Source organism: Vibrio sp. Isolate25, from assembly GCF_022398025.1.
Classification (GTDB): Bacteria; Pseudomonadota; Gammaproteobacteria; order Enterobacterales; family Vibrionaceae; genus Vibrio; species Vibrio coralliilyticus_A.
In genome coordinates, this window is record NZ_JAKEUT010000001.1 from 347,790 (window position 1) to 371,764 (window position 23,975).

26 protein-coding genes are annotated in these 23,975 nt (G+C 44.6%); 16 read left to right on the top strand and 10 right to left on the bottom strand.

The features are described from left to right. Positions 1–15 precede the first annotated feature (15 nt). Positions 16–537, bottom strand: a complete 522-nt coding sequence (locus tag L1D15_RS01530; protein WP_239863737.1) for a cytochrome b/b6 domain-containing protein — start codon at positions 535–537, stop codon at positions 16–18. Between the two features lie 414 nt (positions 538–951). Between L1D15_RS01530 and L1D15_RS01535 the strand changes: the two genes are divergently transcribed. The 4 genes from L1D15_RS01535 to L1D15_RS01550 all read left to right on the top strand — a co-directional run bounded on the left by L1D15_RS01535 (position 952) and on the right by L1D15_RS01550 (position 3,222). Continuing rightward, positions 952–1,299 (top strand): helix-turn-helix transcriptional regulator, encoded by a 348-nt coding sequence (locus L1D15_RS01535; RefSeq protein ID WP_239835445.1) that lies wholly within the window; start codon positions 952–954, stop codon positions 1,297–1,299. Between the two features lie 93 nt (positions 1,300–1,392). Then, positions 1,393–1,608, top strand: a complete 216-nt coding sequence (locus L1D15_RS01540; RefSeq protein ID WP_239835444.1) for a DUF3820 family protein — start codon at positions 1,393–1,395, stop codon at positions 1,606–1,608. A 40-nt stretch (positions 1,609–1,648) separates the two neighbouring features. Continuing rightward, complete coding sequence (locus L1D15_RS01545; RefSeq protein WP_239874442.1) at positions 1,649–1,894, top strand: hypothetical protein; 246 nt, start codon at positions 1,649–1,651, stop codon at positions 1,892–1,894. Between the two features lie 260 nt (positions 1,895–2,154). Beyond that, positions 2,155–3,222 carry a sensor domain-containing diguanylate cyclase gene (locus tag L1D15_RS01550; protein ID WP_239874443.1) on the top strand — a complete coding sequence of 356 codons (1,068 nt, stop codon included), beginning with the start codon at positions 2,155–2,157 and terminating at the stop codon, positions 3,220–3,222. A 162-nt stretch (positions 3,223–3,384) separates the two neighbouring features. Here the strand turns inward: L1D15_RS01550 and L1D15_RS01555 are convergent, their stop codons facing one another. Beyond that, positions 3,385–4,332: a LysR family transcriptional regulator gene (locus L1D15_RS01555; protein WP_239874444.1), complete on the bottom strand. Its 948-nt coding sequence runs from the start codon at positions 4,330–4,332 to the stop codon at positions 3,385–3,387. Between the two features lie 148 nt (positions 4,333–4,480). Between L1D15_RS01555 and L1D15_RS01560 the strand changes: the two genes are divergently transcribed. Together L1D15_RS01560 and L1D15_RS01565 are read left to right on the top strand one after the other, a co-directional pair. Continuing rightward, entirely contained in the window at positions 4,481–5,140 is a 660-nt protein-coding gene (locus L1D15_RS01560; protein WP_345779244.1) for a DJ-1/PfpI family protein, read from the top strand. 47 nt (positions 5,141–5,187) lie between these two features. After that, entirely contained in the window at positions 5,188–6,618 is a 1,431-nt protein-coding gene (locus tag L1D15_RS01565) for an NAD-dependent succinate-semialdehyde dehydrogenase (RefSeq protein WP_239874446.1), read from the top strand. Positions 6,619–6,663: 45 nt separating this feature from the next. On the opposite strand, the gene L1D15_RS01570 is transcribed toward L1D15_RS01565, so the two are convergent. Beyond that, positions 6,664–6,912, bottom strand: a complete 249-nt coding sequence (locus L1D15_RS01570; protein ID WP_239836360.1) for a hypothetical protein — start codon at positions 6,910–6,912, stop codon at positions 6,664–6,666. 231 nt (positions 6,913–7,143) lie between these two features. On the opposite strand from L1D15_RS01570, the gene L1D15_RS01575 reads away from it, so the two are divergent. The 8 genes from L1D15_RS01575 to L1D15_RS01610 all read left to right on the top strand — a co-directional run bounded on the left by L1D15_RS01575 (position 7,144) and on the right by L1D15_RS01610 (position 14,297). Next, a complete protein-coding gene (locus tag L1D15_RS01575; protein ID WP_239874447.1) occupies positions 7,144–7,776 on the top strand; it encodes a hypothetical protein in 633 nt (210 codons plus the stop codon). A 9-nt stretch (positions 7,777–7,785) separates the two neighbouring features. Further along, positions 7,786–8,469 (top strand): ABC transporter ATP-binding protein, encoded by a 684-nt coding sequence (locus L1D15_RS01580; protein WP_239874448.1) that lies wholly within the window; start codon positions 7,786–7,788, stop codon positions 8,467–8,469. Next, a complete protein-coding gene (locus L1D15_RS01585) occupies positions 8,457–9,716 on the top strand; it encodes an FtsX-like permease family protein (RefSeq protein ID WP_239874449.1) in 1,260 nt (419 codons plus the stop codon). The genes L1D15_RS01580 and L1D15_RS01585 overlap by 13 nt, the downstream gene beginning before the upstream one ends. Continuing rightward, positions 9,709–10,458 carry an outer membrane lipoprotein-sorting protein gene (locus tag L1D15_RS01590; protein WP_239874450.1) on the top strand — a complete coding sequence of 250 codons (750 nt, stop codon included), beginning with the start codon at positions 9,709–9,711 and terminating at the stop codon, positions 10,456–10,458. Before L1D15_RS01585 ends, L1D15_RS01590 begins: the two co-directional genes overlap by 8 nt. Before the next feature lie 34 nt (positions 10,459–10,492). Further along, positions 10,493–11,725 (top strand): hypothetical protein, encoded by a 1,233-nt coding sequence (locus L1D15_RS01595; RefSeq protein WP_239875100.1) that lies wholly within the window; start codon positions 10,493–10,495, stop codon positions 11,723–11,725. Then, positions 11,725–12,783, top strand: coding sequence for a histidine kinase (locus L1D15_RS01600; RefSeq protein ID WP_239874451.1), 1,059 nt, complete (start codon positions 11,725–11,727; stop codon positions 12,781–12,783). Before L1D15_RS01595 ends, L1D15_RS01600 begins: the two co-directional genes overlap by 1 nt. Next, a complete protein-coding gene (locus L1D15_RS01605; RefSeq protein WP_239874452.1) occupies positions 12,773–13,558 on the top strand; it encodes a LytTR family DNA-binding domain-containing protein in 786 nt (261 codons plus the stop codon). Before L1D15_RS01600 ends, L1D15_RS01605 begins: the two co-directional genes overlap by 11 nt. A 112-nt stretch (positions 13,559–13,670) precedes the next feature. After that, positions 13,671–14,297, top strand: a complete 627-nt coding sequence (locus L1D15_RS01610; RefSeq protein WP_239874453.1) for a LysE family translocator — start codon at positions 13,671–13,673, stop codon at positions 14,295–14,297. Positions 14,298–14,348: 51 nt separating this feature from the next. Here the strand turns inward: L1D15_RS01610 and L1D15_RS01615 are convergent, their stop codons facing one another. After that, positions 14,349–14,531 (bottom strand): hypothetical protein, encoded by a 183-nt coding sequence (locus L1D15_RS01615; RefSeq protein ID WP_006960472.1) that lies wholly within the window; start codon positions 14,529–14,531, stop codon positions 14,349–14,351. Between the two features lie 170 nt (positions 14,532–14,701). On the opposite strand from L1D15_RS01615, the gene L1D15_RS01620 reads away from it, so the two are divergent. After that, positions 14,702–15,316, top strand: coding sequence for a DsbA family protein (locus tag L1D15_RS01620; RefSeq protein ID WP_239874454.1), 615 nt, complete (start codon positions 14,702–14,704; stop codon positions 15,314–15,316). A 53-nt stretch (positions 15,317–15,369) separates the two neighbouring features. On the opposite strand, the gene L1D15_RS01625 is transcribed toward L1D15_RS01620, so the two are convergent. Continuing rightward, a complete protein-coding gene (locus tag L1D15_RS01625; RefSeq protein ID WP_239874455.1) occupies positions 15,370–17,154 on the bottom strand; it encodes an alpha-amylase family glycosyl hydrolase in 1,785 nt (594 codons plus the stop codon). Between the two features lie 171 nt (positions 17,155–17,325). Continuing rightward, entirely contained in the window at positions 17,326–19,116 is a 1,791-nt protein-coding gene (locus L1D15_RS01630) for a M28 family metallopeptidase (protein ID WP_239874456.1), read from the bottom strand. Positions 19,117–19,493: 377 nt separating this feature from the next. Between L1D15_RS01630 and L1D15_RS01635 the strand changes: the two genes are divergently transcribed. Further along, positions 19,494–19,688, top strand: a complete 195-nt coding sequence (locus tag L1D15_RS01635) for a hypothetical protein (protein ID WP_239835429.1) — start codon at positions 19,494–19,496, stop codon at positions 19,686–19,688. A 48-nt stretch (positions 19,689–19,736) separates the two neighbouring features. Here L1D15_RS01635 and L1D15_RS01640 read toward each other — a convergent pair whose 3' ends face one another. The 4 genes from L1D15_RS01640 to L1D15_RS01655 form a co-directional block, all read right to left on the bottom strand. Beyond that, positions 19,737–21,548 carry a diguanylate cyclase gene (locus L1D15_RS01640; RefSeq protein ID WP_239874457.1) on the bottom strand — a complete coding sequence of 604 codons (1,812 nt, stop codon included), beginning with the start codon at positions 21,546–21,548 and terminating at the stop codon, positions 19,737–19,739. Further along, positions 21,541–22,710 (bottom strand): substrate-binding protein, encoded by a 1,170-nt coding sequence (locus tag L1D15_RS01645; protein WP_239874458.1) that lies wholly within the window; start codon positions 22,708–22,710, stop codon positions 21,541–21,543. Before L1D15_RS01645 ends, L1D15_RS01640 begins: the two co-directional genes overlap by 8 nt. 133 nt (positions 22,711–22,843) lie before the next feature. Next, on the bottom strand, positions 22,844–23,452 hold the full coding sequence (locus L1D15_RS01650) for a GGDEF domain-containing protein (RefSeq protein ID WP_239874459.1): 609 nt from the start codon (positions 23,450–23,452) through the stop codon (positions 22,844–22,846). Positions 23,453–23,606: 154 nt separating this feature from the next. Further along, positions 23,607–23,915 (bottom strand): helix-turn-helix transcriptional regulator, encoded by a 309-nt coding sequence (locus L1D15_RS01655; protein WP_239835425.1) that lies wholly within the window; start codon positions 23,913–23,915, stop codon positions 23,607–23,609. Positions 23,916–23,975 lie beyond the last annotated feature (60 nt).

Here is a 23,975-nt window from a genome sequence, read left to right on the forward strand (position 1 = left end):
GCTTTTTAGTTCGCTTTAGATCATCAATTTGAGAATCTTGTTTTTTCTAATGACATGGTGATGAATCACGGCAAGGATATGAAGCGTGACTAATGAGGCAAGAATAAGGCAGGAGAATCGGTGTACTTTAAAGAAAAATGAGCTTACCTCGGGTTCGGTAATGAAGTGATTAATTTCAATAACCCAGAAAAAATAATAAGGGTGCTCTAACATAAGAAAGCCTGAGGTAAATACTCCAAACATTGTGAAATACATTAATGAATGTATCAGCTTAGCCATATTTTTCTGAAAGCTTGAGGTGTTTAGTTCATCATTAAAGCTTGGTCTAAAATATTTCCAAACCCATCGGGCTAAAAACACTGGAACGGCAATAGTGGCGAGAGACATATTTAATGTCGATAAGAAATTAAATGTCGGTGAGCCTACAGTCGTGAAGTGCATCCCATAGCCTGCTATTGTTGTGTATAAGATGATGATAGCCATCAGCCAATGAAATACCTTGGAAGCTCTATCATAGCTAAAATCGCTTATGTTCATATCTTCCCTCAATATTTACACCAGATAGAATTAATTATTATTTGCCCACTAAAATATAAAAATAACATATGATAATGCCATTATTTTATATTGCTAATTAAGTGAAGATCTAACGAAAAAAATTTAATATTGGCAACTGGTTGTTATTATTTTGGAAGGGTAGTCCCGAATAGATTCATGGAAGAATATCCATTAATAAACCTACAACTGGTTTTACTGTTGATTTATTACTGGAGTTAATCATTGCCTTGTTAGTTATGTCTAAGTCAATGACTAACCATCAAAGTCGCTATGCTTTCAAGAGCGGTGCGTGTCGAGCCAACCAAACTTTTAACTAACGTTAACGCCTTGCTGACATCTCCGAGAAAGAAAGTGCACAGAATCCCCCTCATTAAGCAATACAAGGATTCACCAATGGAATTTACTGAGAAGGATAGAGAGGCGCTGTACAACACGTGGATGTCTCAGAAATCTAAAATGCGTCTCACACAAATGGAGTTTGCTAAAAAGTTAGGGATCAGCCAATTGAACTTTTCGCAGTTGTTGCGCGGAGAAGAGCCTTTGACTATGTCGTTTATTAGCCATTTTTGTCGATTGCTTCACCTAGATGCGAAACAGATTTTTCCTTCCCTCAAGGAAGCTAATGAAAATGGACCTAAGGTGGTCTACCTTCAAAGTCGCATGAGTGTTGATGGCGAAATTCAGAATGCTTACATCGAAGGTAATCAAATCGTGGTCGAATACGCTCACACGGTGAATTAAGCATAATGTTAGTTAATGGTGATCGCGCTTTGTACGACAAGCGGTTTCAATGATACCCTAAGCTCAGAATGAGTTCTGAGCAGCCCTACCATCATGCTAGAAAAAGAAAACCTTATAAAATTAGCCCGCGTCCAGATGCCATTTGGCAAATATGCTGGGCGTGCTCTAATCGACCTCCCTGAAGAGTATTTGCTGTGGTTCGATAAAAAAGGCTGGCCGAGTGGTGAACTTGGGCAGCTATTGCAACTTTGTCTGGCGTTGAAAATCGAAGGGTTAGACAGTGTGGTAAAGCCCTTAAAGCGAATGTAATTGACCAAAAACCTCTCCATTGTAATGAAAAAGACTGATTATGAATTTTGATATTGATGCATTGAGGCATCACCAGCTGGTCGAAGATGGCCCACTACTAGAAGGGTGCTACATTCATCAGCCTGCCCAAGGTAGCCATCAAGATGATAAGGCTGTGTTAGCTGAGCGCCAAGCGTTGGAAAAGATGGGCTATCAAGTAATGCAGGTTCAGGCTAAAGGCAAAACAACAACGTTTGCCGAAGCAATGCAAAAGTTTGCGAGGCAGAGTGGTCATCAGCCGAAGTAATAAGCGAATGTCACTTAGTACAGTATCCTGAAGTTTTCTAAAGATAAATCCTGTTTCTATTCAAAAGAGTCAGACCGCTAGGCTGACTCTTTTTGTCAAAGTTAGAAAATAGCAAGATAAAGAGGCTAGCTATTTAGCGCTTTGATTTATCTATATGAATGGGTCTGATTGTAATAATGCGTCAGGGTTATTTGTTTTCTGTGGGTTGTCTATACTTGTAACAACGACAAAATTATGGTTGATACTCGTCAGGATATCTTATGGAAGAGACAAACTACCTGAAGTCAGAATTATACAATCTCGTATCCAAAGATGACTCCATCTTTGAGTTCATATATCAGTATGCCCTAGATGGTATTTGGTATTGGGATACGGTCGATGGCAATAATGAATGGATGAGCCCTGGCTTCTGGGAGTTACTTGGCTATGACCCTCAAGAAATGGAGCATCTGGCCTCTGAATGGCAAGACATTATTAATTCTGAAGATCTAGAAACGGCCATCGTCAATTTTCAAAAGCATTGTGAAAACCCTGAACACTCTTACGATCAAGTTGTACGGTATCAACATAAAGATGGCTCAACCATTTGGGTTCGATGTCGTGGTGTTGGAATACGTGATGAGACAGGTAAAGTCATCAGAATGCTTGGAGCTCACACCGATGTCACTCAAATCAAGCTAGCTGAAGAGCAACTCAAAGAAGCGAATGAGCAGCTCAAAAAAGCGAATGCACAGCTTGAAAAAATGAATTTACAAGATCACATGACTAAGCTCCTAAATCGTAATGGGCTGGAAAAGAAATTTGAAGAATTATTAGCCTTATGCAAGCGCAAAAAGTTACCACTTAGTATTGCTGTCATAGACGTCGATAACTTCAAGGCGATTAATGACAAATATGGTCATCTTGTTGGCGATGAATTTCTTATTATCATTGCGGATTCAATTAAAAGGGCACAGAGAACAACGGATGCGTGTGCTCGGCTAGGTGGGGATGAGTTTATGGTACTTATGCTGGATGCCGATCTGGATCAAGCAAAGCAAGGGGCGGAAAGAATTCGATCTACCATACAAAAACAGTTTGTTGAACCCTATGCACTAACCGTGAGTATTGGCGTGTCTTCTATCAACTATCAAGAGTTGGCTTTATGTCAATCCGATAAAGAAAGCATACAAAATATCTTGCGACATATGATAAAAATAGCCGATAAAGCAATGTATCAGTCTAAGGCGTCAGGTAAGAACACGGTATCAAGCCACGTAATTAAAACTATCTCTTACGTTGTTCCACCACATATATCGGATTTGTATAGCCGTGAGATAAAGAGCTGAAAAATAATAAACGCTTATCAGGACCATTTGCCGTAATAATGTTCAGAGATAGCAGTCATCCAGTGTGAACAGATGATTTTTTATTTATTGGTTTTATAAAGTCTGGCGCTGATAATTGCAGGTCTTGATAGTGTTTTAAATCATGAAAGCGAAGGTATTGCGCTATGTGGGGAGTTTAATCTCTAGGTGACTTACCCAAGTGTGCCGTGGCGTTTCTGCTTGAGACTGTATTGCATCAACGACAAAGTCTACGAAGAGCTTTACTCGTAAAGGCATATATTCACGTTGATGGTAGAGAAGGTAAACGCCTTCGTTTTGTGGGCGAAAGCTGGGAAAAATAGGAACTAACTCTTCACTTTTAAGCCAGTCTCGGGCGATAAAATGAGGAATTTGGGTGAGCCCTAACCCTTGAGCACAAAGCTCTGCCATTGATTCACCATCATTAACGACAATGCTCCTGGCTGTTTCGATTCGGTGAGTATGTTCAGTGGTAGCAAGTCTCAGCCCGAGTAATTTTCCGGTTTGTCTAAAGCGAAAGCGTATCCAAGTGTGTTGGTGAAATTCCTCCGGTCCTCTGGGTGCACCGTATTGCTCAAGGTATTCTTTGCTCGCACAAATCAAGTAATCGATAGGACTCAGTTGTCGAGCGATCAGCTGCCGATCTTGTACAACACCTGACCTAATTGATATATCAACGCTTTGATCAATCATATCAACGTAAGAGTCATCGTAGCAGATGTCTAAGTCAATACTTGGGTATTGACGACGAAACTCTTTGAGCAAAGGCTGGATATAACGGCGCCCATAAGAAACAGGCAGGTTAAGTTTTAATGTACCTGATGGTGAACTGTTTGCATGTTTTAAATCTTTTTCACAAGTACTGAGTTCCTCAATAACTCGTCTTGCGGTTTGTTCATACTGCTGGCCAGCAAGTGTTAACTTAAGTCGCCGGGTTGAGCGGAGAAATAACTGTACGCCAAGTTCGGACTCCAACCTATGCACGGCTTTACTGATGGTCGATGGGTCGCTGCCGTACTTTGTCGCTGCTGCCGCGAAGCTTCCTGTGTCTAACGTTGCAATGAAAAACCGTAACGAGCGTAGTTTATCCATGCCAACTCCATTATTTATTCGTGAATATTATTCACTATAGATATGTAAGCATGCCACTTCAATCATTAAAGATGCCCGATAAGATAGTGATAACTATTTTGTTTCAACAGTGGAGTAAACAATAATGATTGGAAAACTTAAAGTCCGCATGGCGGCACTATGTACACTGATTCTTGCCTTAATTGTATTGGTGCCAACCGCGTCGGCAGCAGACAAGAAGATTGGTATCTTGGTCTATGATGGTGTTCTCACATCAGATGTGACAGGACCACTGGAAGTATTTGGGGTTGCTGACCGATTAACCTGGTTCAGTGACTATGATGTAGTGACGGTTTCCGTTACGAATACGACTACAGTGACAACAGAAGAAGGATTAAAGCTGGGGGTGGACACTTGGATTGGAGAGTCCCCTAAGCTTGATGTATTAATACTCACGTCGAGCTACGACATGGATCCATTGATCAACAATAAGGCTTTGATTAACTATATTTCCTCTACCGCCAAAAACGCAGAATGGATGGCAAGCAATTGCTCAGGGGCGTATTTGTTAGCTGAAGCTGGTGTATTAAATGGCAAGCAAGCGACGACATGGGCAGGAGGTGAGGGTGATTTTCAAAGTGACTATCCAGAAGTTAAGGTACTGAGCGATAAAAATTATGTTGTGGATGGTAATGTACTTACATCCAATGGCAGTTTGGTTAGCTATCAAGCTGCGTTAAAGCTGCTACATTTAATGAGCTCTCAATCTAAAGCTCAAGAGGTGGCGGATACGTTACAATACTCTCGCTTCTCCAATCAGGCTTTTTAGGAATAGCGTGCAGGGTTCAGCAATAGGCGAAGAACAAGGTAATCACAATGCAGCAAATAGGTAATCAGAGTTTAGTGTCTTTCATGGTGTCGGATCAGGACAGAAGTGTTGCGGTTTACAACCCCGCGACGCAAGAGCTGCTGGGTTATGTACCGATTTCCACTCAGGAGGAAATCGAACAGGGAATTGTTCGGGCTCACAATGCTCAGAAAGAGTGGGCCAAGCTGACTGGCAAGCAGCGAGCTGTCATCCTGCAAGGTTGGTTTCGATTACTGGTTGAAAACCAAGATGACCTCAGTCGTTTAATGACCCTAGAACAAGGCAAGCCACTAGCGGAAGCGAAAGGTGAAGTGCTCTATGGCGCGAGCTTTGTTGAGTGGTTCGCTGAAGAAGCAAAACGCACTTACGGTGAAACCATTCCAGCGCCAACGCCGGACAAGCGTATGGTGACTATTAAGCAGCCCGTCGGTGTCGCGAGTGCGATTACGCCGTGGAATTTTCCGATAGCGATGATTACTCGCAAAGCCGCTCCTGCACTTGCAGCCGGCTGTAGCTTTGTGGTGAAACCCGCTGAACTGACACCGCTGTCTGCGTTTGCGGTAGTAGAACTGGCCTATCAGGCGGGTATTCCTCGCGATGTTTTGCAAGTGGTTGTAGGGGAGAGTGCACCAGAAGTTGGAGCGCTGTTTACCTCGCATCCATTGATTCGCAAGCTGTCTTTTACTGGTTCAACTCGCGTCGGTAGTCTCTTGATGCAGCAGAGTGCCCACGATATTAAGCGCACTTCAATGGAGTTGGGTGGTAACGCTCCGTTCATCGTATTTGATGATGCGGACATAGACGCTGCGGTTGATGGAGCGGTGGCTTCTAAATTCCGTAATGCAGGCCAGACGTGCGTGTGTGCCAATCGCTTCTACGTTCATCGCAATGTATACGATGAATTTGTAGCTAAATTTGATGAAGCGGTAAAACAGCTCAAACTTGGGAACGGCTTGGAAGAAGGCGTCAATATTGGGCCTGTCATTAGCCAAGCTGCCAAAGAGGGTATTGAGCGTTTGATTGATGGGGCGATTGAACAAGGGGCGCAGCCAGTTTCACCTATAGTGCCTCAATCTGGACAGTTTATTGCTCCGGTTATCCTGAAGAACGTGACTCAAGAAATGGATATTGTCTCCAAAGAGATTTTTGGCCCTGTGGCGCCAGTCTTGGCGTTTGAGAGCGATGAAGAGTTGATTGAGATGGCCAACGACACCATCTATGGTCTGGCCGCTTACTTCTATAGTGATAACATTCGTCGTATCTGGAAGGTGGCTGAAGCACTTGAATACGGAATGGTTGGGATTAATGATGGGATTATCTCATCAGAAGTCGCGCCTTTTGGTGGAGTTAAACAATCCGGCATTGGCCGCGAAGGAGCCAAGCAAGGTATTGATGAGTATATGGATGTGAAATACCTGTGCTTTGGTGGCCTGAGCTAACTGCTTAAACACCTGAATTAAAATAGCCCGCGATTGCGGGCTATTTTAATGGCTTTTCTTCGGTCCGTTGCGGACTAAATCCTGACCTGTTTTGAAGATTTCGTCGGTCACCCAGCGAGCTAGCAGCAGTTGGTGATTATCATCCAGTACTGCCACAAAGTGGCGACCATCAGCATTGTTTGTCGCAAGTGCGATACCCGCAATGCCTTCCAAACCAAAACTGCCGCTTTCTACAGCGAGGAGAAAAGCTTCAAGCTCTTCCAGATTATCAATGATGCGATCATCGCTAAACATAATTTCTTCTCTCTCGTCACATTGAATTTCAATGCGATAACTAATCATGGCGCTACTTTAACGATCATAGCCGTTGATTTCCAGATAAGCCGCAGAGGCTGAACAAAATCTCACCATTCACGCTCTATTTTTACCATTCACGTCTTCCAACCACCGTTCGTCGCATACCCAAGCAGCCTTGCTCATCGCTGATTAACCTTTGAACATCAGCTAAGAAGAAGGAACGACAAAATGAAACTGACGCATCAATTAGGTCTGTGTTTACTGGTTAGCGCTCAAGCGGTCGCAGCGCCAAGTGACAAGTTAATAGAGCAATATAATCAAGCCGCTCAAGGCGATGAAGATAAGGTTGAATCCGTCTATGAGCAACTGCAAGGTCAGATCGAAAGACAAGGTGGTGATGCTCTGACATTGGTCTATCTCGGTAGCACACAAACCTTGATGGGACGCGATGCTTTTCTTCCTTGGAACAAGATGAAATACGTCGAGCAAGGGCTCGGTACTATTGCCAAAGGGTTAGAGATGCTATCGGATGATACAACGCCTGTTCCACTGCAAGAGATTCGTCAAGGGCTGCCAGAGTCACTATTGGCAAGAGCCGTTGCGGCGGCGACCTATACATCATTGCCCGACATGTTCAATCATTTCGAACGTGGTTATGAACTGTATTCGGGGCTTCTCTCTGAACAAGCATTTACGTCTCAATCCTTTGATGCGATTGCCTGGGTTTACATCTACGCCATTCAGGCCGCTATTCGCGCAGAAGACAGCTTGCAGGCACAAAAATGGGCACAGGAAATGTCAGCGCTCAATGCCCAACATCCGATGACGTTACAAGCGATAGCGATGGCCAATAACGCCTAAGGAGAGAGCATGTTGCAGTTTCAAAATCTAGCCAAGCAGTACCAACTCGGTCAGCAGCGAGTGGAGGCACTCAGCAACGTCACTGGCGAAATCAGTAATGGTGAAATGGTCGCGCTTTGTGGTCCGTCAGGCTCTGGCAAAAGCACGCTACTGAATATTCTTGGTTTGCTTGATAGTGAGTATGAAGGTCTGGTTACGTTCGATGGTTCGGCATACCCGAAAGAGCCACAACAATCGGCGCAATTGAGGAGGACCAGCATGGGCTTTGTATTCCAGCGCTTTAATTTGATCCCTGTGATGAGTGCGTGGGAAAACGTGGCGTACCCATTAATGTTGAACGGATACTCTGCCAAACAGCAGCAACGGCTCGCCATGGAAATGCTTGTCAAAGTGGGGTTGGAAGAGTGCGCTCACCATCGACCTGACCATCTATCGGGTGGTCAACAACAGCGCGTCGCCATTGCGCGAGCGCTAGTGCATCAACCCAAGCTGGTTATTGCCGATGAGCCAACCGCCAGTCTGGATAGTCATACCGCTCAGCGGGTAATTGAACTGATGAAAACCCTCGGGCATGAATTGGGAACAACCTTCATTGTAGCTACGCATGATCAGCGGATGGCGAATCAATGTGACCGCACCCTCTCATTGGTAGATGGAAGAATAAGCGAGGAGGCGATGAAATGGGCCAGTTAGTTCCTCAATCAGTGCGCATAGCGTATCTGAATTTACTGCGAAATCGTCGTCGCAGTGTGTTGTCCGCTCTTATTATCACGATTGCGGTTTTTGCTTTGACGTCAGCGGGTGGGTTTGGGCTTTACACCTATGAATCACTCCAAGAATCAACGGCGCGGGATACGGGCCATCTGACAATTAGTATTCCCGGATTTTTCGAGAAAGATGAAGACATGCCATTGGCGAATGGTCTGGAAGATAGCGCCGCGATCTACAAGCAACTGATATCGAATCCGGATATACGAGGCATTCAGCCAAGGATTGAGTTCACAGGGCTGGTCTCAAATGGCAATAAATCGACCATTTTTGTCGGTACTGGCGTGAATGAACGTGAGTTTGATATGAAGGGGCCGTTTCTCGACGTGCGTCAAGGTAAAACCTTGTCTGATATTCGCTCTTCGCGGTATCAATCCTTGGAGCCTGAGGTGATGCTTGGCGTCGATTTGGCGCGTAATCTCAACGTATCAGTTGGTGACTGGATCACCGTGCTTGCGACGACGAGCGACGGCGCGCTGAATGCGCTCGATTTTAAAGTTCATGGTATCTATTCAACGGGTGTACCGGACTTAGATAAGCGCCAGCTATACCTGCATATTGAATCGGTACAGGAACTATTGGTGAGTGACAAAGTGAGTACTTTGTCGGTTTTCCTTTACGAAACACAGAACACATTGAAGCTTCAGAGTTGGGTGGAAGAACAACTCGCTTCTTTGCCACACCGCCAAGCACTGGAAGTCACGCCGTGGCAGCAAAGAGCCTTTTTCTACACCAAAGTGAAAGACTTATACGATCGAATCTTCGGCATTATGGGGGCGGTGATGTCGCTGGTGGTGTTCGTTGCTCTGTTTAACACCATGACAATGTCGGTGACGGAAAGAACGCGAGAAATTGGAACCTTGTCCGCATTAGGCACATATCCTGCGGAAATCGTGGCGGGCTTTGTTCGTGAAGCTGCATTGTTGGCTGGTATCGGCACACTCTTGGGCGGGCTTTTAACAGGCGTCACCAGTATTGTCCTGATGGTGGTGGATGTGCAAATGCCACCACCACCGGGTCGAACCGACGGTTATCCACTCAATATCTATTTTTCACCCGAGCTGCTGAGTTATAGCGCATTGGGTGTCATGGCGATTTGCATTCTCGCTGCGTTTCTATCCGCCCGAAAGGGTGTCAATAAGCCGATAACGGAGGCGTTGACCTATGTTTAAATCACTTTCTATCGTCATCGGATTGAGTCTGTTGAGTATTGGTGCGTTCGCTAATGACACGGCCACCATGGTCAAAAATGCAGATGCCTATCGCCTTGATAAAGCGTTCGCCAAAGTGGTTTCTTTCGTTACCTTGTATAAAAACGGAGAGCTGGATAAAACACGCCAATACAATGTTTATACACGCCCTGAACGAGAGTCTTTGGTTGTGTTTAAGTCACCGGTTGAAGCGGGGCAAAAGATGCTGATGTTGGGAGATAACTATTGGCTGGTGATGCCTAAAAGTCGTCGCCCGATCCGTATAACACCGATGCAAAAATTACTCGGTGAAGCTTCCGTTGGTGATGTTTCTACCCTCACTTGGAGTCAGGATTACCGAGCGACGCTGACGGCTCAGGAAACCTTGACCATCAATGAGCGAACAGTGTTGGCAAACCAGCTTTCTCTGCAGTCTGTAACTCAAGGTGCGAGTTACGATCGCATCGAGTTATGGTTGGAATCGGAGAGCGATTTCCCGATCAAAGCCGACTTGTACTTAAAATCTGGCAAGTTGGCTAAGCAGGCATTGTTTGAGCAGGGTGAGCGCGATGGCCAGTCAAGAGTCGTGAGCATGACCTTGATTGACAAAATTCAGCCCGCGAAGAAAACGGTGATTGAATATCAGCAAGTGACGGCTCATCAACTCGAAGACAAGTACTATATTCCGGCATTTTTGACGCGTAACGCACTGTCGGAGCTGTAACGTGAGTTACCGTTTGATTTTTGCGTTGGCGGCAATGGTTTCAGGCAGTGGCCTTGCTCAGCCAAGTTTCAACTGGGACTGGACGGTCAGTGGTAGCCAGAATCAGCACAGAGACTCCGTCTGGTTTGAACCGCATACGGCGTCGCACACTGAGCAGCTAGACGCGTTACTTCGTGTGCAAGCCGAGTGGCAAAACTGGAGCGGCTTGTTCGCGGCGCAAAGTCGTCAACTGGCTTCAAGCAACTCGTCCGACTCTGCTGATAGTGAGTTGATTGTTCAGGAGCTATTTTGGCAAGGCGTCTGGGAGACAGGCGTATTGCCGCTTGATATGACGCTGGGTAAAGTCCGCCTTGATTGGGGAGTAGGGTATGGATATCGCCCCTTAGACTTGTTCAAACCTTATCGGCGTAACCCAGTGGGAATTCAGATAGAGGAGGGCGCAGGTGTCGTAATGGCATCATATTTTGATCTTTCGGGAGAGTGGAGTTTGCTTTACAGCGATTCCAGTTGGACAAAACAAGAGTCTAGCGAGCTCGAACAAAGAACTGAGCAACAGGGCATTGGTCTGCGTCGTTACTGGCTGACAGACGAGACGGAATGGCAGGGCATTGCTTACTATGACGATGTAAGACAAGGCTTAATTGGCGGCTCCATGGTGTCTGTTTATGATACGTCATGGGCGTACCACGCTTCTTTTGTGTACCAGAGAGACTACCTAGGGTTTGAGCAGCAAGGCCTCTACTCACCAGTGATTCTGGCTAACAAAAGTAGTGGCTTTCAAGGTTTGGTTGGGCTTAATTGGGCTAGCCAAGCCGGCAATCAAATCATTGTCGAATATTGGTATGACAATCGGGCATGGAGCAAAGAGGATTGGCGTCAGGGACTGGAAAGAGCGGCTGCTTTATCAGAAAGTTCCAGCACCGCTGGTCTGTCACATTCGTACGCTCAGGGGCTCAACCATATCAATCTGGTGCAGCATAACATCATGTTTCATTGGAGTTTGAATCCTACTAGCTGGAGTCAGTGGCAATGGAGTAAAAATGCCTTATGGCTGGAGAATGTAGAGCCTACTTTTGATCTCTTATTATCGCCACAAGACGGCGGTGTGATTGCAACACAGTGGATTAACTACAGTGCTTATGACTCGGGGCAGACTTCGGTCGACGTTGAACTTGCTGCCCGTTTTATGACGGGAAGCCATGACTCTGTATATGCAAACTTAGCTGATAAGCGTATGATTTTTATAAATCTAAAAGGAAAATTTTGATGACTGACGTTACTACTCGTACGGTTGATTTCTTAAAAAGTCTTGTCTTCACCTCGGTGTTTTGCTTGATTATTGCGTTTGTGACACAAACGATTTGGCCGAGCCCATTTTGGGAGCATATTCTGATTAGCTTTGGTTACGGGTACAGTGCGGTTTTGAGCTCGCACTTGTTACAGTGGTCGAGTGAGCGTTGGACTCGGCGTCAACTCAGCATCATGGCCATTGGTAGCTCAATGGTATTTGGCACACTAAACGCATACTACTGGCTGAGTAGGTACGATAAGTTTGCAGACTTTAGTCAGATGAAGCCAGTGATTATCCTTGGGTTTATCTTCTCCACGGCGTGTTTGCTTTACTTTTATATGCATGAGCAAAAATTACAGGCTCAAAAGGAGCTCGAACGGGCTCGTCGAATTCAAACAGAGCAAGAGAAGGCACTACTATTAAGCCAACTAAAACAGCTGCAAAGCCAAATTGAACCTCATTTCTTGTTCAACACATTGGCGAACATTATGGTGCTGATTGATGACGACACTAAAGCTGCCAAGCTGATGCTAGAGAAACTGACCGAGCTACTACGCGGGACGTTGCAGCAAAATCGCCAGAACAGTACGACCTTGAAAGGCGAACTAGAGTTGGTGGATGCTTACCTTGCCATTCAAAAAATACGCCTCGGAGAGCGCTTGAATTATGAAATCTCTGCCCATTGTTTGGGTGACCTCAATATACCGCCTCTGTTGGTTCAACCGCTAGTGGAGAACGCAGTACAACATGGCATCGAACCCAGCTCTGTCGGTGGAAAAATAACAGTAGAGGTTGCTGAAAATCAGGATAGTGTGACCATTTCTGTTATCGACAATGGGATTGGTTTTAGCGATACGCCTAGTCATGAGGGGCAAGGTATTGGGCTGGAGAATATTCGTCATCGGCTCACCACTTTGTTTGGTCAACATGCGTCACTGAAGCTGAAAGAGAATGCATCGGGTGGTGTGATTGCTCAGTTGTCTGTACAACGTCGTTCATTGGAGAAACTTGAGGAAAACATGGATGCAAACTGATCTTCTTACCGCCGTCATTGCCGACGATGAGCCGTTGTTGCGTCGTCATCTTAATCAGGCGCTTGCTGAGTATTGGCCAGAGCTCGATATTGTCGGGCAGGCTGTAAATGGTGAGCAAGCCCTTGAAATGATCGAGCAACATCGGCCTCAAGTGGTATTTCTGGATATAAAAATGCCCGGGCTGGATGGTATGTCACTGGCGAAGAAGCTCTCTAAGCGTGATTGCCAACCTCATATTGTGTTTGTGACGGCGTATGACGAATACGCTGTCCAAGCTTTTGAAACTAATGCGGTGGATTATCTGCTTAAACCTGTTTCTGATGCTCGTCTTACTCAATGCGTTGAAAAACTGAAAGCGAGGTTACATAGAGCTGAACCCGCGACGGAACTTGGCACTTTGCTGAATCAGATTCAGCAGCTCAATGCGCCTGCTCAGCCGAAATATTTAAGTTGGATTAGAGCAAGCAAAGGTGAAGAGATCCATCTCATTGCTTTATCAGAGGTTCTTTACTTCAAAGCGGAAGACAAATACGTTTCTCTATACAAGCGAGAGCAGGGCAACAAAGTCGAGTATGTGCTGCGAACGTCACTTAAGGAACTACTGGCTCAGCTGGATCCGGAGTTGTTTTGGCAAGTACATCGATCGAGTGTGGTTAATGTCTCGATGATAGACAAAGTGAAGAAGGATTTTACCGGCAAAATGGTGGCGATAATGGGTGACGACAGTATTCCCATCAGCAGAGCGATGCAAAGCAAATTTACCAGTATGTGGTAATCATGTCAGGAGAGAGTGGCTAGAGGCTTAGTCACTGTGTTGTCTATTTAGGCATTGTGTTTTGAGTCAATAATGTTATTTTTCTGTGATGAAAACTGATTGAGGTAGAACCATGACCGTTGAAAGTGCGATCACCTTTTTTATCGCCATGTTGATTTTTAGCATCACACCTGGGCCGGGCGTATTTGCCATTGTTGCTCGTGCGATGGTTTCAGGCGCAAAACACTGTATTTCGCTCTCTGCTGGAATGGTTGCCAGCGATGTTATCTATCTCCTTTTAGCCTGCTTGGGCTTGGCTGCAATAGCAGAAAACTGGGCGACACTGTTTGTCGTGATTCGCTATGTCGGTGCGGCTTACCTCATCTATCTCGGCTATAAGATGATCAAAGCACTGCCTCAGGCCAGTGAAGCGATTCACCAAGATCAAACACCAAAAGCACCGTCTCATATCGCCGGATTTGTACAGGGCTTTCTGATCTCGGCTTCAAACCCTAAAGTGATCCTATTCTATATTTCATTCCTGCCAACGTTTATGGACTTAACCGTTCTTAATAGTCAGGATATTGCACTGGCTGCGGTATTAAGCATTGTTGCTCTGATGACAGGGTTAATGATGATAGCGATTGGTGCAGGGCGACTGGTTAAAGTGTTGAAAACTCCAAGCGCTCAACGCAAGCTGAATCAAGGGGCTGGTGGCGTGATGATTGCTGCTGGCACTTACCTCGCAATCAATAAATAGACAGATAAAAAAACAAGCGCTTAGCAATGGGGGTTGCTAAGCGCTTGTTGTTTAAACACTCTGAACTAACAGTTCAATAAGTTCGTCTTCTGTTTCAGGTATTTTGTTAAATTCCACACTCACGTCTGCGCCGCCCTTGAGCATATACGCTTTACTGGTACAGTGATCATGGTGAAACCATTTACCACCTACACAAACGTCAGTGTAACATCTTGGGTCTTTTTTCAGTTCCATGGGCATCCCTCTTGTTAATCTCCGTAACATTATGTCAACATAAATGATGTAATCACTTTGTTAAAATGATCTCGATCAAGCAGAGGGTACAATTACCTCTATGGGGTTAAAGGAAATAGACGAATTGGTGATGTAGACCCTGATTCGCTACTCATTATAAGGATGAACTCATGCAAGCAGCCAAACTCTACTACGTTTACGACCCTATGTGTTCTTGGTGTTGGGGTTATAAACCCACTTGGGAAAAGATCCAGAGTGCGTTAGCTGATGAGGTGACGGTGCAGTATGTGGTGGGTGGATTGGCGCCAGACTCCATGGAGCCTATGCCCATCGCCATGCGTGAACAAATTGCCTCATATTGGAAAAAGATCGAAAACTATCTGGGCACTGAGTTCAACTATGACTTCTGGACGAAAAACACTCCTAAGCGCTCAACTTATCCTTCTTGTCGAGCAGTGTTAGCGGCACGTAAGCAGGGAGCGGAGAAAGAGATGCTACGTGCTATTCAGCACGCTTATTATCTTCAAGCACGAAACCCGAGTGACAGCGAAGTATTGATCGCGATAGCAGCGGAGATTGGGCTCGATGAAGCGCAGTTCTTGCAAGATTTTCAGTCTGAAGCTCTGAACCAACAATTTATGGAGGAATTGGGTTTCGCTCGCTCTATCGGTGGTAATAGTTTCCCATCTTTGTTTGTAGAGACGGCCAATGGTGTGGTCGAGCTGCCCGTTGATTATGAATCTGCCCAAGATACCATTGAGCAGATCCATCGTTTAATAGCCTAGAGTATTGCGCATTAAGTCTTAATACAGGTGAGAGCAGAGGAACAGCGATCGCCTTATTCTAAAGTGTGTGATGTAAGCTCTAGAAGCAGGCTTGCCAGTGGGGAAAGCAGCATAGAAATGGAAGCTGATGTTTGAGTCACATTCAGGGTGTACTCCGAGTTACCCATCCTATCTATCCAACGATATTGTCCGGGAAGCAGCTGCCAGTCAGTAATGAGTGAGTAAGGGAGAATCAGTTCGACTTGTTTACCTTGTTGCGTGCTGAAATTGGCAACAACAATCAGCTTTTGTTCTTCACTGGATCTGGCGAAAGCGAACAACTGATCTTGCATTTCGCCGAAATTGTCAAAGTTCGCGGCGTAAAGGTCGTGATAGCCACCCAATAGCGCAGGGCTTTTTAACGTCAGGTTAAGCAGCTTTTGGTAGAAGGCTCTCAGCGCTTTTTCATCCTCACTCAGTTGGCCTCCGTCAAAAGCGCCATGGTTCATCCAACGCTGATGGTGAGGGACGCCCACATAGTCGAATATCGATGTGCGGCTAGGTGTACCAAATCCACCGAACTCCGCTCCAGGCTCACCGACTTCCTGACCAAAATAGATCATGCTAGGAGAGCTTGATAGGCAAGTAGACACCAACATAGCGGGTTTGCCTTTTTGAGCACATCCCGCAAATTCAGGCGAGGCAAGTCTCTGTTCATCATGGTTGTCGAGAAAGTGCAGCATATGGTGCTCAATATCGCGTAGCTGATATTCAATGCGGCCAATCTCTCGCGTAGAACCGTGACCTTGTATAATTGATTTCAACAGGTCATAGAGATCAACCTTGTCGTAAAGGTAATCCATTTTTCCGAGCTGGATATAGTCGCGATAAAGTTCCGGCTGATAGACCTCAGCCATTAGAAAGGCATCTGGGTTAGACATTTTTATCGAAGAGTTGAGGTAGCTCCAGAACTCGACAGGCACCATTTCGGCCATATCGTAGCGAAAGCCATCGACGCCTTTTTCAAGCCAGTAAAGTGCTATATCCCGAAACTTTTTCCATGAATCTGGAACGGATTTATCCTGCCAGAATTGATGGTGCTCCGAATGAGGCTTAAAGCGGTATTCTTCCGGTAATATAGGAAAGGCTTTGCTGCCGTCAGGGCGAACACCATAATTGATTTTCACGGTCTCGTACCAATCATCAATGGACGGTTGAGCTTTCCTTGAGCCGTTGCCTGTCCATTTCGCTGGAAACTCCTGATAAGGCGTCTTCAAGTGAGGATGTGCCTCTCCTCCAAGGATCTTTTCAGGCGATAACTCGCTTGGCAGTTCAAAAGGAGCATCTGGAATATAGTAGAAGTTGTTGTCTTTGTGATAGCAGACATTGGTGTCATCGTGAGCCCCAAAATCTTCCACACCCGAAGGATTGTTTAATCCTTTATAAACACGAGCTACATGATTAGGTACGATGTCGATGATCACTTTGAGGCCAGCATTGTGGGTGCGACTGATTAAATCGTCGAATTCCTGATTTCGTCGGCTGGGGTCATCAGCTAGATCTGGGTTGACCGAGTAGTAGTCCTTTACCGCGTAAGGAGAGCCTGCACGGCCTTTGACAACCGAAGGGTGGTCATTATCGATTCCTACATGCGTGTAATTATTGACTAGGGCATGGTGTGGTACGCCAGTAAACCAGATGTGTGTGATGCCCAAGTCACGAATTTCATTTAAAGCCTTTTCAGTAAAGTGACTGAACTTGCCACCCCCATTGGTATCTATGTTGCCCCATGGCTGATTGGTGGTATTCGTGTTGCCAAACAGACGGGTAAAGACCTGATAAATATTGTATTTCTTCATTCAACAATCTAGCCATTCTTATTGAGGTTGATTTAAGGCTAGTGGAAGTTGATGGGGTTTGACTCCTCCTTTTGGCGAGAGTGTGGGGCGTAGAAAGAAGCTCAGTGATGAAAACGTGAGATAGAACGAAAAACGCCGTGCGAGGCACGGCGCTTGTATTACGAAAGGTGATTATTTCAGGTCTTGATCAAAATCACCGTGGAAGTGATCGTGGTCGGAGACGCTGTCTGCTGCTTTGAGTCTTTCGCCAATGCGTAGTTTCTCTTTTGGCGCCTCAGCTGTAGAGAAGGCACGTAGTGCTTGCACTTCCGGCTCTTCTGGCTGCTCTGGGAACAATTGCTTGCTCATTGCGTAGTAAGTTGTTACGTAAGCAAGTGACTGAGTATTGGTATAAAGCGCGTTCTGGTTAACGTTGTTCACGTCATCACAACTCTGGTGGTAACACTTATCGTAAGCGACATCAATGTCGCCACCAAATTTCTCAACTTCTTCAGCAGTTTTTACTTTCTCAGCACCCGTGAACAGACCGCCAAATGCTACGCCCCAATCTGCAAATCCAGCGTAGTCTGAACGTTTTGACAGAGCTTGAGGAATGGTTGCTTCTTCTTTTTCAGTAAAGAACTCTTGGAAGATAGACTCAATATCAGAGGTGCCATATGGCGGTTTGAAATCGCCAGTGTAAGCGTTATCTGGACTATCTTTGGTATCAGACAAGTCACCATCCATCACACCATAGATGTAGTTCGGTGAGCCGATCATATCGAAGTTGAGGTACAGCTTAACTTTGTTGAGTTCAGTGTAACGGGCTTCAACCAGCTCAATCTGCTCCTCAGTCAGCTGGCTAGGATCCTCTAAACCTAATTCTTCAAGAATTTGAGCCTGTGCATCATTGTAGATTGGTTGGAATAAGTCATTGGTGTAGTACTCAGAACCTACTAGACCTGCTTCTTCAGCCGCCCACCATGCGAAGCGAACTTTGTTTTTAACAGGTACTTCAAGCTCAGACAGTGTGACCGCGTATTCAAGCAAACCCGCTGTGCCCGTGCCGTTATCATTGATCCCTGGGCCTTCTGGAACAGAGTCAAGGTGTGCACCGAGCATGACCACTTGATCAGCGTTACCACGAGGAGTTTCCGCAAGAATGTTTTGTGTTACTACGTCTTCATCTTGCACGTTGACCGTCAGGTTTGCCAATACCGCTTCATATTGTGCTTTGTTGTACCACTCTTGGCCAAGATCGAAGCGCGCACCCAAAGCGGCGATAGTCGCTTTAGTATCACTACCGAGCGTGCCGTTAACGACAGATTTTCTGCCTTCATCATTACCTTGGTTGAAAACAATGACCGCTTTTGCTCCTGCATTTTCGGCGTTAACCACTTTTGCGTCAAATGAGCAGCCACCACGTTGTATTACCGCTATTTTTCCAGCCACATCTTTGCCTGTGAAATCTGAGGCTTCACAGCCATCAGTGCTGTCGTAATCAGGGGCATCAAAACGGAAGTCTGGTGTCACGAAGGCAATCTCACCGCTCACTGGCCCATTTGAACTACCTGAGTAAGACATGACGGCAAAATCGGGTTCAACACCGTCATCGGCCTCACGTACGCTAATAAGATCTTTACCATCGATATTGGCTTTCGTGCCAGCCAGCTCTTCCCAAGCACGGAAGTCAAACTCTTGCGTTGTAACTATGTAACCATGCTTTCTCATGGTTTCAACAATGAACTCAACCGAGTTAGCATAGCCTTGTGTGCCTGCTGCACGAGTAATAGAGTTGCCATCGGTAGTCGTAGAAGCTAAGCCTTCAAGTGTGACTAAGTGGCTAACGACTTCATCTCTGTCGATATTTTCACTGACGTATTTTGCCACCTCACGTGGGTCATCCCAGAAACACCCTGATAACATGGTGGTACTGATAACAGTTGCGAGAATGGATTTTTTTGTTGTTATGCTTACTTGCATGTGTGACTCCTTGTTAAACAATCCATTCCATTCTTCATAAAAGATTAAGTTATTAAAATGTTAAAAAATACATTTTTTATAAAAATGAATGCATATCAAATAATAAAAATGAGAAAGATGTAATTCATAGCTAGAGCTAATGTTCTAGATCTCAAAATCAACAGTTTCAATTAGCTACATAAATTATAAGGTCTTTTAATTGATAGATTTAGTATCGGTAATTTCGTGATGTATCGCTATTTGATATGTGTGTTGTTTTCTATTTGTGGGCATTAGTCGTTGGTGGTGGTTGATGAGCGTTTTACCAGCTTTGACAGATTGATTTTCTTTTCTACGCTTAAACTCGTGTATACGTAAGACGAAAAGGAGAATAGAAAATGGCGACATTTAAACAGGACATTCCACATCGCGTTACCGTTTACCATGATGATCTTGATCAGGAGAACGCGTTGAAAAATGCCATGCTGCCTGAAAAACCACGATATTTTAACGGCTCGCCCACTTATCAGGCGGACAGTATTGAAGAGTTTAAGACTAAACTCGGCCAGGTAGGGATGTCGCTTGATGAGTAAGTCATGTTAGGGCCGATTTATTGTGATTCTACAAAAGCCCACATAGTATTAGTGTGGGCTTATCGTTTCTTGAAACTTAACTTGATTTCGCCCTTCCTTTTTAGCCATGTATAAGTGTTTATCAGCTCTCGAGAGTGCTCTGTCAAAGTCATCATCCAGCCACTCTACAACCCCAATACTTACTGTTACCTGGCTACTTACTACCGAGCGTAAGCTGGCGACAAGCTGTATTTCTACTCGACTTCGAATTCTTTCAGCTAGGTTCACTGCTTCTTCAAGCTGGGTCTCCGGTAAGATTAATGCGAACTCTTCGCCACCGAGTCGGCCAAAGATATCCGATTCTCGAATTTCGCTCGTAACCAAAGTGCAGAAGGTTTTCAGCACCGAGTCTCCAATAGCATGGCCGTAGTTGTCATTAATTTGCTTGAAGTGGTCAAGATCCATCATACAAATACAAGAAGGCGCATTATGGCGGCTGATATCTTCGGCGTGGTCGACTAATGCACGTCGATTAAGAATGCCAGTCAGAGGGTCTTCACGTACCAATTTAACCAGTTGAGACTCTTTAGTCTTGATGCTGTAAGCCATGTCGGAAAAGGCACTAAAAAGTTGGCCAATCTCATCATCACGGACTGAAAAGTCAGTATTTGCTTTTCCTGTTCTCGATAGTATGGAAATACGGCGGCGCAGGTCAACAATAGGTGATGCGATATAACTGGAGAGAAAAAGTGTCAAAGAGACGAATAAAAACAGTGCAATCATTAAGTAAAGTAACACTTCACGTAGTAACAATAGATTTCTCGATTTCAACTCGTCCATCGATACAAATACTATCAAACTGACACCCTTTTGGCTGTTGGGAACCGTTGGGAGGTGGTTATTGACCGAGATGAGGTGGTTCTGAGTATGGAGAACAATTGGTTGATTGATGAGAATTCCTCCAAGGTCATTTCTCATCTGTGGCTTATTGGTTGGATTCAGCCCCGTTGTGGCAAGAGAGTCCAGCGGTAAGTGGTTGACAGAGGATAATGAACGAAGACCTTGGTTGCGAACCATAAGAACATCCACATGTTCAAGTCCACTTTGGGTAAGAGTATTTTTTATTTGGTACAGATGGTCTTCAACAATAGTGCGATCCAACACGGCGGTATAGAAGCCGATGATTTGTTGATTACAGTCAATAAGGGGGCGAGAGTAGAAGTAACTTGCAGTATCAAAGATTAGACCAAGCTTTGAAATGGTTTCTGCACTGGCTAAGCTGATGACTTGGCGAGGAAGGCTCCGTCCTTCGCGAATCTTTACCAATAAGTTACTCAAATTTCGGCTTGCCTGAGAGTTGATTTCGCCACGTTTGTTTAGGGCGAGTAATTGTTCGAGTGTTTCTTTTTCCAGCTTGAGGTTTTCAGGGTAGGAGGTTTGCCATTCTTGGTAAGAAGTGTGTAGCAAGGCTAGGACATGTTCGGGAAGGAGAATCAGTCCTTTGATATTTTTACGCAGTACGTAGCGATTACTTTTATTTGATGACAGGCTAAAGTGTGTCACTTGACCTGATAAATCGGAAATCGCGAGCGCGGAAAAACCGCTGGTGAAACTTAGAGCGTCTGAAGCGGATAAAGATAGAGACATTTCCCCTTCTTTGCAGGTACTTATTTCATTACTGAGTCGATCAAACTCAGTGAAACGACCCTCAACATAATGGCTAATTTCATTCGCTCCTAACGAAGCAGAAAGCTGTACAGATTGATAAATATGGTCAATGGTGAGCTTTTCTCTTGCGTTATAATAGGCGTAACTGAAGATCAGCAATGAAATTGCTAGAGGCAAAAGTATGATGAAAATCTTTACGCTGAGTTTATTCATTGCCTACAGATCTTTGATCCTCAGGTTTAATGATCCCTAGTCGCTCGATGACGTTAAGCTGTCCGGCCGCAAATTGGCCTAAGTACATTGGTAGCTCAAAATGATGGTCATCTCTGAGTTTAATTGCTAGATCTTTTTCGTATAGGGTTAATCCCGGTAGCTGATTGATGACGGCTTCTTTATCAACAACCCCAGCTTGTTCAATCGCGGCTTGTAGCAAGTAAATGAGGTCATAATGAGCTTTACTAGAGTAGGTCACAACAGATTCGGTGCCATGATGAGCTTTGTAGTCATTGACGAATTTTTGCAGAATTGGATCGTCGTTGCTACTGAAAAAGTGCAGAGCCGTCAGTATGCCTTCCAGTGAATCGTTATCGAGATTGGATAGATAGGTTTCATCAGCAGCGAAAGCAACAACCTGAACATCGCGGCCAAAGTCAAAAGATTTCATCTGTGATAAGAACGTAAAACCGTCAGCCCCTGGCAGGATGAGCATCAATGTTTCAGCGCCAGATTCTTTTATACGTTTGAATACGGGAGTGAAGTCTTTTATACCAAATGGGGTAAATTCAATATCGGTGACGTTTCCCTGATGTGTACTGACTGACTTTACAATACTCTTAGCCATCCTGTGCGGCCAAATGTAGTCATAGCCAAAGATATAGAAGTTTTTACCGATATTCTCTATCAAATAAGGGACAATGGGTTCAATGTAGTGCTCAGGTATTGTGCTGTAGCAAATCAAATATCGGCTGTAATGACGGCCTTCGTAATCGATCCCATAAAAAAGGGGCGTATAAAAAGTTTCTGCAACTTCTGCCATCGCGTAACGGGCTGCACTGCTTACAGGGCCAAACAAGGCAAATACTTGATTTTGCTGTACAAGCTCACGGCTGTATTTCACGGTTTTCGCTGGATCGGTTTGATTATCACGGATAACAAGCTCCAGCTGGCGATTGAGTACCCCACCTTGTGCATTGATTTGGTCTACTGCCAGTTGGGCGCCTTTTAGTGCTTGTTGACCATATATGGAAAAGCTTCCTGTTAGAGGTAATACAACACCAAGTTTGATATTGGGTTGCTGGGGAAGGCAACTGACGTTGAACAGCAAAATCAATGCTGTAGCAACCAGTTTTATCTTATGCCTAATCCGTATCACCATAAGCTACCTTGAGAATCCTTTCTCGTATTCTATTAATAAAAGTTTAAAAAGCGCATTAAGTAAAGTGTTGTAAGGCAATGAGATATATTACTTTGCTAACAGCAAAAATCGCTCAGGAGATAGTGAAATACATTCATGATTCATTCGCTTGAGCAGGTCGGCGCTCTTTTGACGACGACCTGCGCCTTTTCATCAGGTACATGTTTTTATCTGCTCGTGTAATTGCCGAAAATAATTCACCATTCTTGCTGCCGGAAACGCCATAGCTGAATTCAATCTCGGAGTTTGCCACATAATCTAGTAAACGCTCAATAAAATCACTACTGCGACCTGGCCGGACATAAGCAATAAACTCATCACCTCCGTAACGAACTAAATATTCATTCTTCAAAATACAGTGTGACAAATATCGTGCGAAGAGTACCAGTAGAGCATCTCCATAATCGTGCCCTAATGTGTCGTTAATCGTCTTGAAGTTATCAATATCCAAATAGATCACATCGTAGTTTTTTTCCGGTATCTTAGGCATGAACTTTCGATTATGAAGTTGAGTAAGGTGATCTTTCTCAGATTCTTCTTTGAGTTTAAAATATAACGAAGATACTCCAGATAGCATCAATGCATGAGCTATAAGCAGCGTTGTCGATGAAATCAGTAAGATGACATCTTGATGCTCAAAAGTAATCGTTGGCCACGATAACTGATAATAGTTGATGTATAGCTCAATGATCATCGAGACCATAGCTAATACACATCCATATAATATTTTATTGCTCACTTGATGGCGCAATAAAAGGTAGGAAATGTAGAGAAGAATTATGATTTTTATCAGTTGTATGGCGAGGTCGAGTTCAGAAATCATTGTTGTGTCTATCCAAAACCGCAAAGATGCTAACTTATTGTTTTTGAATCCCTTCTAGTATTTTAAGAATATCAAGCTTTGTTGTTTCACTGTGGCTGGATGCTTCTATTATGATATTTGCTAGTGTATCGTCATCACAGTAGAAGTAAGCGACGGTTATATCTAATACCGCAGATATGCGTTTTACAGTCGTGTAATCAGGAGCATGTTTACCAGTTTCGTATTGACTAATTCTAGCGCTAGCGCTTCCTGACTCCATTCCTAGTTTTTGTCCCAGCTCTTCTTGAGTGATCCCTCTTTTCTTTCTTATGTCTCTTAGCCTTCTAGGTAATGGGCTGGTCATGCAGTGAGTACCTCCACTATCAAAGCAGAGCCATTTTAACCTTATAGTATTAGATATATT

Excerpts from the sequence above, each read along its gene's own strand:
- L1D15_RS01530 (WP_239863737.1), bottom strand. The coding sequence starts at position 537 with ATGAACATAAGCGATTTTAGCTATGATAGAGCTTCCAAGGTATTTCAT.
- L1D15_RS01535 (WP_239835445.1), top strand. The coding sequence starts at position 952 with ATGGAATTTACTGAGAAGGATAGAGAGGCGCTGTACAACACGTGGATG.
- L1D15_RS01540 (WP_239835444.1), top strand. The coding sequence starts at position 1,393 with ATGCTAGAAAAAGAAAACCTTATAAAATTAGCCCGCGTCCAGATGCCA.
- L1D15_RS01545 (WP_239874442.1), top strand. The coding sequence starts at position 1,649 with ATGAATTTTGATATTGATGCATTGAGGCATCACCAGCTGGTCGAAGAT.
- L1D15_RS01550 (WP_239874443.1), top strand. The coding sequence starts at position 2,155 with ATGGAAGAGACAAACTACCTGAAGTCAGAATTATACAATCTCGTATCC.
- L1D15_RS01555 (WP_239874444.1), bottom strand. The coding sequence starts at position 4,332 with ATGGATAAACTACGCTCGTTACGGTTTTTCATTGCAACGTTAGACACA.
- L1D15_RS01560 (WP_345779244.1), top strand. The coding sequence starts at position 4,481 with ATGGCGGCACTATGTACACTGATTCTTGCCTTAATTGTATTGGTGCCA.
- L1D15_RS01565 (WP_239874446.1), top strand. The coding sequence starts at position 5,188 with ATGCAGCAAATAGGTAATCAGAGTTTAGTGTCTTTCATGGTGTCGGAT.
- L1D15_RS01570 (WP_239836360.1), bottom strand. The coding sequence starts at position 6,912 with ATGTTTAGCGATGATCGCATCATTGATAATCTGGAAGAGCTTGAAGCT.
- L1D15_RS01575 (WP_239874447.1), top strand. The coding sequence starts at position 7,144 with ATGAAACTGACGCATCAATTAGGTCTGTGTTTACTGGTTAGCGCTCAA.
- L1D15_RS01580 (WP_239874448.1), top strand. The coding sequence starts at position 7,786 with ATGTTGCAGTTTCAAAATCTAGCCAAGCAGTACCAACTCGGTCAGCAG.
- L1D15_RS01585 (WP_239874449.1), top strand. The coding sequence starts at position 8,457 with ATGGGCCAGTTAGTTCCTCAATCAGTGCGCATAGCGTATCTGAATTTA.
- L1D15_RS01590 (WP_239874450.1), top strand. The coding sequence starts at position 9,709 with ATGTTTAAATCACTTTCTATCGTCATCGGATTGAGTCTGTTGAGTATT.
- L1D15_RS01595 (WP_239875100.1), top strand. The coding sequence starts at position 10,493 with ATGGTTTCAGGCAGTGGCCTTGCTCAGCCAAGTTTCAACTGGGACTGG.
- L1D15_RS01600 (WP_239874451.1), top strand. The coding sequence starts at position 11,725 with ATGACTGACGTTACTACTCGTACGGTTGATTTCTTAAAAAGTCTTGTC.
- L1D15_RS01605 (WP_239874452.1), top strand. The coding sequence starts at position 12,773 with ATGCAAACTGATCTTCTTACCGCCGTCATTGCCGACGATGAGCCGTTG.
- L1D15_RS01610 (WP_239874453.1), top strand. The coding sequence starts at position 13,671 with ATGACCGTTGAAAGTGCGATCACCTTTTTTATCGCCATGTTGATTTTT.
- L1D15_RS01615 (WP_006960472.1), bottom strand. The coding sequence starts at position 14,531 with ATGGAACTGAAAAAAGACCCAAGATGTTACACTGACGTTTGTGTAGGT.
- L1D15_RS01620 (WP_239874454.1), top strand. The coding sequence starts at position 14,702 with ATGCAAGCAGCCAAACTCTACTACGTTTACGACCCTATGTGTTCTTGG.
- L1D15_RS01625 (WP_239874455.1), bottom strand. The coding sequence starts at position 17,154 with ATGAAGAAATACAATATTTATCAGGTCTTTACCCGTCTGTTTGGCAAC.
- L1D15_RS01630 (WP_239874456.1), bottom strand. The coding sequence starts at position 19,116 with ATGCAAGTAAGCATAACAACAAAAAAATCCATTCTCGCAACTGTTATC.
- L1D15_RS01635 (WP_239835429.1), top strand. The coding sequence starts at position 19,494 with ATGGCGACATTTAAACAGGACATTCCACATCGCGTTACCGTTTACCAT.
- L1D15_RS01640 (WP_239874457.1), bottom strand. The coding sequence starts at position 21,548 with ATGAATAAACTCAGCGTAAAGATTTTCATCATACTTTTGCCTCTAGCA.
- L1D15_RS01645 (WP_239874458.1), bottom strand. The coding sequence starts at position 22,710 with ATGGTGATACGGATTAGGCATAAGATAAAACTGGTTGCTACAGCATTG.
- L1D15_RS01650 (WP_239874459.1), bottom strand. The coding sequence starts at position 23,452 with ATGGTCTCGATGATCATTGAGCTATACATCAACTATTATCAGTTATCG.
- L1D15_RS01655 (WP_239835425.1), bottom strand. The coding sequence starts at position 23,915 with ATGACCAGCCCATTACCTAGAAGGCTAAGAGACATAAGAAAGAAAAGA.